Origin of the sequence: Amycolatopsis sp. NPDC023774 (assembly GCF_040639695.1) — a bacterium.
Lineage (GTDB): Bacteria > Actinomycetota > Actinomycetes > Mycobacteriales > Pseudonocardiaceae > Amycolatopsis.
On record NZ_JBFAAJ010000068.1, the window covers coordinates 1 to 11,787 of the forward strand.

Genomic DNA, 11,787 nt, shown 5'->3' on the forward strand with positions numbered 1-11,787 from the left:
CTTGGTCCGATCTTCTCTCTGTCGCAGGAGGAATGATCGACCAAGGGCTTCACTCATGATCGACAGGGGTCTCCGCCGACCACTCATTCGTTAAACTCAAGCTAGGCCCTGTCCTGTAAGTCATCGGAGCCAGAAGATGATGGCGGCGATCGTGAGTTCGGCCTGGTAGTAGGCGACGCGGTTGGCGTTCGGGTGGCCAGGTTTCGGAACTGATTGGGCTTGTTGAAGCAGCGTTCGACCACGTTGCTCCGTTTGTATGTCTCGGCGTCGAAGGCGGGTGGTCGGCCGCCGCAGGAGCCGTTCGCGGCACAGCGGGCGATCTGGTCGTCACACTCGGGGCTGGCGAAGCGGATCCACCAGTGCGCATCGCGTGCCGGGTGCAGGGGTGCGTTGACCCCGAAGCTGGTCGGCAGGTGTCGCCGTGCGCACCCGCTGGTCAGCACGAACACGATCGCGTGAACACTGCCCGGTCGTCCACACGCGACATTCCACCTCCCTGTGGGCGCGTCTTTCCCGCCGGGATCAGCGGTTCGACCAGCGCCCACAACTCGTCCACAACAATTCACGATCCTGCCCGGAGGTCAACCAAGATCCAAGTGAGACACGCTCTTAGTACCGCAACGGCAATTAGTGGCGTTGTGGGAGATCATCCTGGTGGTGGTCGACGTGGTGATGGATCGGCTCAACCGTGTCAATGAGCGGATTGCTGTTCGGTTCACGTGGTCGGAACCGCGCAGTCGTGCGCGGGGGTATGTGGCCGGACTGGTTGCGGGGCTGGATCGAAGAACGGCTGGACGCTGGCCGAACAGGCTGGCGCAGTTTCGCCGGACGGAATGCGGCGGCTGCCGCACTGGGCGGACTGGGATATCGACGGCGTCCGTGACTACGTCCTCGAGCATCTCGACGAGCCCAGCGGGGCGCTGATCGTCGATGACACCGAGTTACTCAAGAAAGGCACCCGCTCGGCCGGGATGCAATGGCGGTACTCCGGAACCGCAGGGCGAATCGAGAAATACCAGATCGGCATGCTTCTTGCCGATGCCTCCGGTGGTGGGCGTAGGCGTAGATCGACCGGGAGTTGTACCCGCGTGAGCCGTGGATCGCCGACCGGGACCATTGCCGGCGGGCAAGAGCCCCAGCGCCGCAGTCAACTGATTAGTCACCTGGGCCCGGCCTGTCGGTCTTGCGATCCCATAGCAGGTCAACGGCCCCGGACCGGGCATCGTGTGCCCATATGCGGTCGACGTTCGGATTGTGGCGTAGCGCGGGAAACTCTGACATGTCGAACACGTTTTTTTGGCGACGGGAAGGACCGAAAACAACATGTACATCACCCTCGGAGTTGCGGGTGAATGCTTCGGACGCATCCCTCCAGATGGTCCCGCGCATGGGATCGTTTTTTTCGATTTCCGCGTCTGTCGCCTTAGGGTCGAAGTTGTTGCGGCCGACCGGCATGCCGATATTTGGATGATTTTCGGTGAGTGCCTCCAACGTGGTCCCTCCGTGCTTTCTAGACATATCACCGGCTTGGTCCATCACTGAGTGAGAATAAGACCCATCTTCTTTGAAGAAGCCGCCGGACCAAAACCAGGATTGATTCGACCCCGCTCCCAGTTCATTCAGCTTGTGCGAGTTTTTTGCATAGTTGCTGAAATCCGTGTAGCTAAAATCTGTGAAGTCACCAGAATTCTTGACACTGCGTATCCCGTCTGGGAATTTCGCCGATGGTTCGAGCTTGGCTGCGTCGTCGCCGCCGAGGGGGCGGTTCGGCGTTGTGGATGCGCCTCCTCCACCGCAGGTACCTTGCAGCCCCAGTGGGTCGGCCGCGATGAGCGGCTCCGCCACATAGGCAACCGGGTTCGATGCGGGTCGCAATCCGAGCGGGTCCTGGCTGAGGTATCGCGCGGTCTGCGGGTCATAATAGCGATACATGTTGTAATGCAGCCCACTCTCGTCGTCGTGGTACTGCCCGGGGAAGGCCAAGGGCATCGGCACAGATGCGATCACGGATGGCGACCTCTCGCCCCAGAAACTCGTGCGCGACTGCCAGGCGAGAACGTTGTTTTCGTCGAGTAGCTCTGTCGGCGTCCCTGCCGGCGACGTGACGATGGTGTGGAATCGCATGCGATGCGAGTCGCTCTGCTCGATTTGGACCACCGGTCGGCCGTCTGCCGGATGCCGTTCCCACGTGAGTACCCGGCAAAACCCGTCGTCGTGCAGCTCGACTTGCTCCACGAGGTCAGCGCCGCTCCAAATGAACCAGATCTCGGCGGTCTTGGTGTACTGGCCGCCCTGGCCGACCTCCCAGCGTTGCTTGAGGAACCGCCTGCCGAGCGCGTCGTAGAAGTAGGACCACCGGGTCCCGTCAGGCGCGTTCAGTCCGGTCATGCGGTCCAGCGCGTCCCAGGCATAACGCCACTCCTGGGCGCCCGCGATCCCGGTCTGCAGCCGCCCCATGACCCGGCCTTGCGCGTCGTGGCTGTAGCGAGTCGCGCCCGCTGCCCGCAAAGTGTTGCCCTGGTAGGTGCGCGGACCCGCCGCCGACGCCGTCGCCGCCGACACGATGTTGCCGGCCAAGTCGTAGGTGAAGCGTTCGCCACCGCCGCGTCCGTGCACCTCGCTGACGCGACCGGCCGCGTCGAAGCCGAACCGCAGCAGTCCGGTCACCTCGTCATCGACAGCCGCCAATCGACCATCCGGCCGGTACGCGTAGCCGCGCCGGCCCAGCCCGGTGATCACCTGCTCTTCAAGCTGATCTTCAGCACCGAATCGTTGCCGCAGAAGTACCTCGCCGTCAAGGCTCCGGCTGACTTCGCGCCCGGCCTCGTCGTGTTCGAAACACAACTCGTGGGCCGCGATGTGCAACGACACTGGCACACCCGTGTCGGCGTAACGCCATTCGCTGGTGATGCCCGAGGGGGTGCGCCGCCGGACTCCGGTCTCGTCGTAGGTCCAGCGCACGCCGGCTCCGTTGACGCTTTCCTCGAGCACGTGTCCTTGCTCGTCATGGACGATGCGGAGGGTCGAGTCGGCGTTGGCGGCCAGGGTCAGCCGTCCCAACGTGTCGTATTCGTACCGGGTGGCCCCGGTGGGTGTGCGCCGTTCTACTACGTTGCCGAGCAGGTCGTAGGCAAACTCGGTGATATCCCCACGCCCATTGGCCATCTGCAACAGCTGCCCGGCACGGTCGTACGTATACGTCAGCGTCCGACCGTCGAAATCGGTCTCTTCGATCAGCCGGCCGACCGGATCGTAGGTGTAGCGCCACACCAGCCCTTGCGGGTTGGTCACTGCGACCAGCCGGAGCTCCTTGTCGTAGCTGTAAGTCGTTCGCGCCCCAGCGGTGTCGATGTCCGCCGTCGGCAACCCGAAGGGGCCATAAGTTCGCCGCGTCACCCCACCCGCCGGGTCTCGGTGCTCGATGACCTGTCCCTCGGCGTCGAATCGCGAGTCGTCACGGCCACCGTGGGGCCCGATGCGCCAGGCTCGGTTGCCCTCTGGCGTCCATCCCAGTCGAACCCTCCCGCCTGACGAAGTGTGCACGGTTTTGGGCCGGCCGAACAGGTCGCGGTCTTCAGGCCGAGCGGCGGTTGTGGTTACCGGATCGTCGTTGAGTGCGTCTCCTCTGCTGCCCGTGTCGAATGGGGCTGAAACGCCCGGCAAAGCAGCGAAACGACTCGGCGTCAAGCCGGGCTCGATCGCCGAGCGTGCCACCGACTTGTCCTCGCCGGTCTCCAGGACCACCCCGCCTGCCACGCCGGTCGAGATTCGCACCACGGAACCGTCGGGCCTGGTCACGGCAGTCAGCTCGTCGGTGTCGTCGTAGCGGTAGAAGGTCACGCGTCCCAGTTCATCGACCTGATAGCGCAGCTGGTCGTAACGGCTCCAGGCATACTGACGCGAGCTTCCGAGCGGGTCGATCTCTTCGACGAGCTGGCCTGCAGCGTTCATCCGGTAAGTCCAGGTGTGGCCCAGCGCATCCGTGTGCCGGGTGACCCGAGCCGCCGTGTCATAGGCGAAGTGGGCGTTGTAATAGCCTTCCATGCCGACGGAACGGATGCATCGACCGGCGTTGTCGTAGACGTAGCGGAACCATGTCCCGTTCCGGTCCTGCCAGCCGACGAGCCGGTGGCCGAAGTCGTAGTCGAGCGTCATCGGCCGCCCCGCGGAGTCGACGACGTGAGTGAGCTGGCCGAGCCGGTTGTAGCCGAAACGAACGGCTACAACCGTATGACCGCTGGCGCCCTCAACGGCAGCCAGACTCAGTACCCGTTCGGTGTCAGCGGTGACACGGATTTCGCAGCCGTCGTCCCGGCGTAGCAAACTCGGAGCACCACCGGGCGTGTATTCGATTGTGGTGTGAGTCCCGGCCTGCTCGATAGCGGTCAAGGGGAATATGTTCGTCGCGGAGCCGGGTACGGGGCCGAAGTGAAGCCGGCGTGAACCTCCGGCCAGCAGGTAGCCGCCCGGTACACGCTGCAACGCATACCGCGGTCCTTCTACCGGCAACACCGGTACGTCGCCCACAGGCTGTGGGTACACCAGGATCATGCCGTCTTCGGAGAAGAAGCGGATATTCTCGGAATCGACTTCGACTCGCTGGTCCAAAGTCGACGCCCAGGAGCGTCCGAACCAGTGACCGGCCCGATATGACGAGACATGAGTGCGGGACAGCACGAGCTCGGCGCCATCGCCGGGCGCCCTTATGTCGGTCTGCGTCATCACCACGTCGCCGGTGGCGATGTCGACCGGGTCTGATTTGCAGACACGCCCATCAGCCGGGACGGCAGAGTCTCGCGGTGGGGCCGGTTCATCCGAGCGCGGCGAGACGGACCTCGGTGTGACCTCGGGCAATCCACCACCGGAGCTGGGCGAACTGTCCGCAGCGGCTGTTTCCGGGTCCGTGAGGGACTTCGCGGGTGTCGGATTTACCTTGGGCGGTGGCGGTGTGTCACCACCGTCGGAGCCACGGCCGGCGCCAGACGCGTGCGTGGTGTCGGCACTGCCGCTGTCGGCGCTGGAGGTGTGTGTCGTGTCGGCGCTCTCGGCCTTCGACGCAGGCGGGGGCGCAAATCCGCCCTTCGAAGTGCCGCCACCTTCATCGCCGGGCAACTTCGGCAGCGCCTTCGGCAGCGCCTTCGGCATGCTGCCCACATTACCTGCCTTCGACGGCGCGGCGACCTTGCCGCGGTTGAGGCCTTTGAACGCCGTCCCCACGTCCTCGAACAGAGTTCCTGACTGCTTCAGCAACGGAACCAGCGTCTTGAGCGCTTTGATGAGCTTCGTAGTGAGCTGAGCGATCTGTGCCGCCGTCTTCGCCACGGCGTTGACCACCTGTGGCACCACCCAGCCCATCCCGATGCCGACCGTGAACACCACCTGCAACGCCCAGCTGACCAAGTGCCCGACCAGCTCGGAGATGATGTCCCGGACCAGCGTCCGAACCGCCGCGACGACCTCGCCGGCCGTCTTCACCCCGCTCGAAGCCCCCTCGCAGCCCTTCCTGGCCGCCAGCAGTGACGTGCTCAAGTCCTGCGCCCGCCGCCGGTACGCGTCAGCGCCCGGCCCGCTCCACGACTGCAGGTCCGCCGAGACTGCGTCGTTCAGGTCCGACGCGACGGTGCCCAGTTCTTGTGCGACGTTCGCCCACGTCTCCGACTGCGCCTTGATCTGGTCCGCGTTGCCGGTGAGGCCGTTGAGTGCTTCCTTCAGCGGACCGACGTGCTCCATCAGCCACGACACACCCGCCGCCAAGATCGCCCCGAACGGGTCCATTGCCATCGACAACGCATCGAGACCCGTCCCCACCGCACCCATCGCCGCCGAGGCCCAGTCGCCGGTCTCGATGGCGGTGGACAGGTCGTTCGCCGTCTCGAGCAGCGAAATGCCCGAGTACGCCTTCGTCGAGTCCTGCGTCGGTGCGATCAACGGGTTCGTCACTGCGATGCCATCCTCAGTCCGTCCATGAAGCAACTGGGATCGAACCTATCAAGTTAACTGGACCATATAGTCCTAGGGTAGTGTATTGGCACGTTCGTCCACGTGCCCAGGTACGGCCGTCGTGCTCTGTCGAGAGCAGAAGCAGATTGAGTGCTGTACCACAGCCACTCGACTGGTCGCGTTGACGTCGGGAGTGAGCGTCGGCGAGCTTGAAGCTTTGCAATATCAGAGATTTTGGTCGGTCCGAGCCCGCATTCTCACCGGCGAACGTGGCCGTCCGACGCACACCCCTACATGCATGTGCGGCCCCCCACGCACCTGGTCTGCCATTCGTCCTGGGTCGACGCCGACGGTTGGAGCAAGTGACGTTCTAGGGACTAAAAGGTCCGGTGAGGTGAGCCTTCAGCGGCCGTCGTCGGGTGCTTCGGTGCGGACGTCGAGGGCGACGGGGAGGGTGCGGCGTCGTGCGGTGCCGACGCCGCCACCCCGGCACCAACCGCGCATTCATCACCGACCTGATGAACAACCTCATCGCCTCCGCCGACGCCATCGTGCCGGCTCGACACCAGAGCCGTGACCGCGCCGATCAGACAGCTCGAGACGTACCTGCGGGAAGCCGCAACGGAACTCAGAAACGACGCACCCCAATCCTCGCTCGTCATCCGCGCCTCATCCTCTACGGGGTCTCAGAAACGATCGTTTCTGAGACAGGTTACGGTCGCGCGGCACGTCGTTCTGGCCTGAGCCCACGTCGGTGAACACAGTCTTGGCGCAGGCGCCGTTGCGCGAGTTATTGGTCCCGCGAGCAGCCGGGTCATGCTTGTCATAGCCGAGGTGATCGGTGATCTCGCCCTCCAGCGCCGACTCCACCAGCCGCTTGGTCAGCTGCAGCAGCCACCCTCACCAGTCAGCTTCAGCCCGCCAGACTTCGCACGGCTCAGCAACTGCGCCACGAGCTGCTCGGCCAGGCCGTCCGGGCCGTCCAGACCGGTCTCGGCCGTCGGGTCCTCGGCGTTCGCCACGCCGGACATCATGTCGGTCATCTGGTGCACTTCCATGATCGGGAGTTACACCGAACGTTTTACGGCTTGACGGATGAGGCTGGACTGACGCGACGAGCAGCGTTTGTACACCGTGGCGTCGTCGACGACCCTGAGCCCCGCACAGCGCCGTCAGGCGTGTTGCGGGTGGCGTACCAGCGGCCGGGATACCGTCAGGTGATTGTCGGCCGAGCGGAAGCTGATGACACCTCAACACGACGCGGCTGAGCGGCGTCACGTGACAGCGGATGTCTTAACGCTGGCTCTCGATCTTGGCGACGAAATCGCGCAAACCGGGGGTAAGACATCCGGCGGGCGTGGCGCCAAGCACACGGTGGTGAGGTAATGACGTCTTGGGAATCCGAAAATCGTCGTGACGTCTACCCGCACTGGCGCGACCGGTAACTGGAGGGTTGTGCTGTTGCGGGGATGGCAGGCCTCGTGGCGCAGGCTTTCACTTGCGCGGGGTGGTGGTGGCGTGCCCCCAGTCCCTTTCCGCTTGGGGTCGGCGGTGCGGGGGTGCGTGGCCGGTCGCTCCCCCACGCGCAAGGGTCTCCCTCCCATCCCTTTCCGCTCGAGAGAAGGAGGAGTCCTTGAGAGACGCAATAAACGGCAAGGTGGTGCTTCGCCTGCCGCGGCTGGTTGCGAGGGTCGATCGGGCCATGGCTGTCGCAGCCGCTGTGCAAGCGGCGCTCGTGCTGGGTGACTTCCTGTTGCTGGGGTTGCTCGCCGGAGGTGTGCCTGGCCTGGAGGAGTCGTTGCTCGTCGTGTTCGGCATCATCGGGCCGGCGATCGGTGTTACGCGCCATTTCCGGGACGCGGCACGGGGCGGCGTAGGTCTCGTCTTCGTCTCGGTCGCCGCGTCCCTGGCCCTGAGTGTTCTGTGGCATTTCGTGCTCGGCGGGCCCACCAGTCTTCGTGTCGCCGTCCGTTCGGGTGTGCCCGTCGTGGCGAGGGTCTTCGAAGTCTCCGTGACGCTCCACGTAGCCGCCGCGGCGGCGGCACTGTTGCTGGCCGCACTCGCGTTTCGCCGCCGGACTTCGATCTTGTCGATCGGCCGAATACCTGGGGTAGGCCGAGGATGATGTCGGAGTCTCATTTCGATGCCCCGTCGGACCGAGCGGAGCAAACACTCGAAGCCGTGTCGTCGCCGTCTTCCGCCCTGATCCGGCTTCGAGTCCCAGGAGCCCTGGCGGCCTCCACTGTGAACGATTGCGACCACGCGCCCTTCCGCGCATGCGAAGACCGTAGAGAACCGTCAGCCTGTCGGTGCAGTTCCTGCTGACCAACTTCGTGAACGATGCTGTCCGGACGGCCATCGACTTCCCGGCGGCGAGCCTCGCCACCGCCGGATGAGTCCCTGCGGCTGTACGGGGCCCGGGCAGCCCCACACCGCCGCAGTCCACGAGCGCTGCCGTTCGTACTCCGTCTCCACAGGCTCTCCATTGTGCCGCTGCTCGGCCCGAACCGTCGCGTCGGCGATGTTGGGAACGTGGCACGGCACAATCAGCTGCTCGACCACCGCGTCGGCCCCGCCTGACCGGCGAGCTGCCCTGGGGGTGCTTGGCCACGTCCACGAAGACCTCGGTCCCGCGGGGCGGCGAGGTGGGGCTGTAGAACTTCCTGTGTTGTGAGGGGCCAACTGGACCTGCTCGTCCTACCGGGGACACCAGCTCAGCTGTGCACGCCTGGTACACAATGTCTGTCCGGGGACGGCTCAGCTACGTGCGGGCCAGCCGATCCATCCGATGACGGCTGGGCCATAGGAAGACCCGGTAGTTCAGCACGCGGAGGCGTTCCTCAGACAACGTGTCCGGGGGCCGTCCCCATGCCGGTAACAGGGGGTGCGAACTCCAGGTGGCAGGAATGCGAGGTGAGCCCCCCACCGCGATGCTGGACGGGCCCGCCAACCGCGGGCACCCGGCTCCCGGCCACGTCGCCGGGTGTCCGCCGCCAACCAGCTCCGGACCGGAAGGTGGAGTCTGATGCGGAACTTCGGCCCGCGCCGTGCCGGACGCCCGGCATTTTCCCGGTGCGCGACCGCGAAGCCGCTCTCGTCCCGCCCGTCTCGCCGGCAGCTGCCGCGTTCACGTCGAACGCCTGTTCCCGCGCCGGCTCCGTGTCGAACGCGGGTGGATTCCGTGGACCTCGAACAGCGTCCCTTCGCCCGCTGGTGTCTGCCCCTGATGGGTTCGGCGTGCTCCGTGTGCGGCCGCCCCCCACCGCCGCATCGTCCAGGTTGTCGAGGCGTGTTTGCTCCTGGACCTTCGGCTCCTAGGGGATTCCTGGCTCGGAGTGGACATGTGTTCGTGTGGCCGTGATGGATGCTTCCTGTTCCGGGCGGGGCCGGGCTGTTCGGTGTGGCGGCGGTGATCGGGGCCGGCCATGACGCTGCGCATGCGGGCATCTGTTGTGGTCCTGGTCCGTTTGCAAGGCATTGCGCCAGCCACGGGTCTCGGCGACCGGGAAATGCTACGGGTCCGATCCAGGGGGCCTTGTGGGAGTCACTGGAACATGGAACCCGGCGTACCGAGGCAATGGGGCAGGGTCGTGTCCCTCGGGCGCCCGCGAACGCATGAGCAGGAGGTGTCCGACGAGCGCGGATGCGGTGGCTTGGTACGCCCGGGACATTCCCGTCCTGGTCGGTGCCGCTGTCACGAAGTCGGAGCCGTTCGGGCGCCGTGAGGAAGCCGGGCTTGACGGTAGCTTCTCGGCGTTGGTTCGCTACTCGGTCCTCTGGCCGTTCCACGCGCCGTCGACTTCCGCCGTACACGTGCGGATTCGCGACGCGACCCGCGGCGACCCCTCCGCCGTCAACGTCGCCGACCCTGGTACCGAGCGGCTGGCCGCGCTAGGCGTGCCCGCCGCGGACGCCGATCGACTCGCACGGCTTGCACGAGCCCAGCTGGTCGGTGACGTCAATCTGGACATGCTCGTCGGGCGTAACGACCGGCAGATCCGCGAGATTCTCGGGTGCTATCGGATCTCCCGAGGCGTGACGGACCGGTTCCTTATCCGCCGTCTGCATCAGCCGGACGTGCTGCAAGCCGAGGACCCGGGCGCTCGCCCGCGTTGTTCGGCGGATCTGGGCTCTCGGCGGCGCCGACGACGTATTCGTCCGGCGCTGGGCGCCGTTCCGCACATACGGGGCCGGCCCTTCTGTGGGCACTGTCCCGGGACATGACATCGCAGGTCGAACTGGAAGGAGCAGCTGATGGCGGCAATCAGCGAGCGTTGCCTGCGGCCCACCACCCGCAAGCACATCCGCGTCGCTCTCGCCGAGGCGCTGCGCCACGAGGCGCGCAACCGGGCGACGTGTCGCAGCGCGAACTGACGCGCACCATCGGGTGGGGCTCCGACGCCTTTCGGGCCGCGCAGCTCTCCTCCGGCTTCCGCCCGGGCCCACTCATCGTCGATGGCCATCGACGCGGTGGTGGACAAGTCCGTTTAGGTGCCGTCGTAGGGACGAGTGAAAGCTCAACAGGGAGATTGCAAATGCAGAAGAAGACGGTCACCGGAGAGAAGGTGAAGCCACATGACACCAGGCGCGTCCCGCGTCCAGACGGCATACACCGCTGACACTGGACGGAAACCCCGGCCCACATGACCACGTCGAAGATCAGTGAACGATTCCTGGTCGGTGGACGGAGATTTGACCCCGAGTCCGCCGCCTGGGTCCAAGAATTGAGCCCTGGCAGCACGAACTTCGAGAATGCCTGCCGCAGGCTGTACACGATGCTCATCAGGATGGCCAGGAGGGAGACCGCGCGCAGGTCTCCGGCCTCGCGGATCAGCGGCCCCGAACTCGAAGACCTGGCCCACCAGGCCGCAGCCGACGCCCTCATCCGGATCACCCGCAAGATCGGGGAGTTCCGCGGTGACGCGCAATTCAAGACCTGGGCCTTCAAATTCGTCATCCTCGAGGTCTCGACGAAAGTCGGCCGGCACTTCTGGCGGGACCCCTGCGTGTCCCTCGACAAGGACGACGAGAATCGCGCACGCGCCGCCGTCGGCGACGAACCACCCGACCAGGTACAGGCCCTCGAGCTCCAAGCCGCCCTCGCCCACGCCATCGAGAACGCATTGACCGAACACCAACGACGCATCTTCGCCGCCGTCGCGATCGACCACATTCCCATGGACGCCCTCGCGGCCCGAATGGGCACCAACCGAAACGCCATCTACAAAACCATGTTCGACGCCCGCCGCAACATCCGCATCTACCTAGAGGCAAACGACTTCATCACCTGACCAGCAGAACGCACCGAACGGCTCATCCGAACGAACAAGTGTTTCCCGAAGGAAAGGCAAGCCACCGTACGGTCGTTGCCGAGGCGGTTCGCGCGCTGACGATCTGGGCCGTTCAGCACGCGGCGAACGTGCTCCGTCCGGTCTGGTTGCCTTCGCGGGCGATGCGGACCTGGGTCCGCGATCGCGGACCCGGCGCCGCAGGTCGGCTGGTCGTAGGCCTTGTCGGCGTGCAGCTTGGCCGGCTTGCGGCGCTGAGGACCGCGACGGGACGTGATTGCCGGGATCGCCATCACCAGCGGGATCTTCGAGCCGGGTTTGCCGCGGTCTACAGGGCTGCGACCGGTCATGGATCCCCCTTTTTCGGGCTCTTCGTAGTGATGTGTGGGTGGGTTTGCCCAGGTAGTAGGAGGGCACGTCGTTGCTGGGTCTAGGTTTCTGAGCTGTCAAGGAACAGAAACTAAATAGACGGAGAACGACGTGCCCTCAACCAGGGTATGGGGTCGGCTGCTGGGTGTGAACCCGGCGGTCGTGGAGTCGGTCGAGTTCGATGAGACCG

At 65.3% G+C, this 11,787-nt stretch carries 6 protein-coding genes and 3 pseudogenes; 4 read left to right on the forward strand and 5 right to left on the reverse strand.

Features of this window, described 5'->3' with window-relative positions; all coding sequences use genetic code 11:
- Positions 1-392: 392 nt before the first annotated feature.
- A pseudogene (locus AB0F91_RS46030) lies at positions 393-562 on the reverse strand (transposase); the annotation flags it as partial.
- 92 nt (positions 563-654) lie between these two features.
- Between AB0F91_RS46030 and AB0F91_RS46035 the strand changes: the two are divergent.
- Positions 655-1,129: pseudogene (locus AB0F91_RS46035) on the forward strand (transposase); the annotation flags it as partial.
- A gap of 26 nt (positions 1,130-1,155) precedes the next feature.
- Here the strand turns inward: AB0F91_RS46035 and AB0F91_RS46040 are convergent.
- The 3 genes from AB0F91_RS46040 to AB0F91_RS46050 all read right to left on the reverse strand — a co-directional run bounded on the left by AB0F91_RS46040 (position 1,156) and on the right by AB0F91_RS46050 (position 6,998).
- Positions 1,156-5,940, reverse strand: coding sequence for an RHS repeat-associated core domain-containing protein (locus AB0F91_RS46040; protein WP_360608667.1), 4,785 nt, complete (start codon positions 5,938-5,940; stop codon positions 1,156-1,158).
- Between the two features lie 669 nt (positions 5,941-6,609).
- On the reverse strand, positions 6,610-6,810 hold the full coding sequence (locus AB0F91_RS46045; protein ID WP_360608669.1) for a transposase: 201 nt from the start codon (positions 6,808-6,810) through the stop codon (positions 6,610-6,612).
- A gap of 11 nt (positions 6,811-6,821) precedes the next feature.
- Entirely contained in the window at positions 6,822-6,998 is a 177-nt protein-coding gene (locus AB0F91_RS46050; RefSeq protein ID WP_360608671.1) for a hypothetical protein, read from the reverse strand.
- A 644-nt stretch (positions 6,999-7,642) separates the two neighbouring features.
- On the opposite strand from AB0F91_RS46050, the gene AB0F91_RS46055 reads away from it, so the two are divergent.
- The 3 genes from AB0F91_RS46055 (at position 7,643) to AB0F91_RS46065 (ending at position 11,231) form a co-directional block, all read left to right on the forward strand.
- Entirely contained in the window at positions 7,643-8,065 is a 423-nt protein-coding gene (locus tag AB0F91_RS46055; protein ID WP_360608673.1) for a hypothetical protein, read from the forward strand.
- A gap of 1,523 nt (positions 8,066-9,588) precedes the next feature.
- The gene (locus AB0F91_RS46060; RefSeq protein WP_360608675.1) at positions 9,589-10,164 is read left to right on the forward strand and encodes a hypothetical protein; all 576 of its coding nucleotides are present in this window, start codon (positions 9,589-9,591) and stop codon (positions 10,162-10,164) included.
- 419 nt (positions 10,165-10,583) lie between these two features.
- Complete coding sequence (locus AB0F91_RS46065; RefSeq protein ID WP_360608677.1) at positions 10,584-11,231, forward strand: sigma-70 family RNA polymerase sigma factor; 648 nt, start codon at positions 10,584-10,586, stop codon at positions 11,229-11,231.
- A gap of 209 nt (positions 11,232-11,440) precedes the next feature.
- Here the strand turns inward: AB0F91_RS46065 and AB0F91_RS46070 are convergent.
- Positions 11,441-11,596, reverse strand: a pseudogene (locus AB0F91_RS46070) (IS5/IS1182 family transposase); the annotation flags it as partial.
- Positions 11,597-11,787: the final 191 nt, after the last annotated feature.

Coding starts and splice junctions, on each gene's coding strand:
- AB0F91_RS46050 (WP_360608671.1), bottom strand. CDS start 6,998: ATGGAAGTGCACCAGATGACCGACATGATGTCCGGCGTGGCGAACGCC.
- AB0F91_RS46055 (WP_360608673.1), top strand. CDS start 7,643: ATGGCTGTCGCAGCCGCTGTGCAAGCGGCGCTCGTGCTGGGTGACTTC.
- AB0F91_RS46065 (WP_360608677.1), top strand. CDS start 10,584: ATGACCACGTCGAAGATCAGTGAACGATTCCTGGTCGGTGGACGGAGA.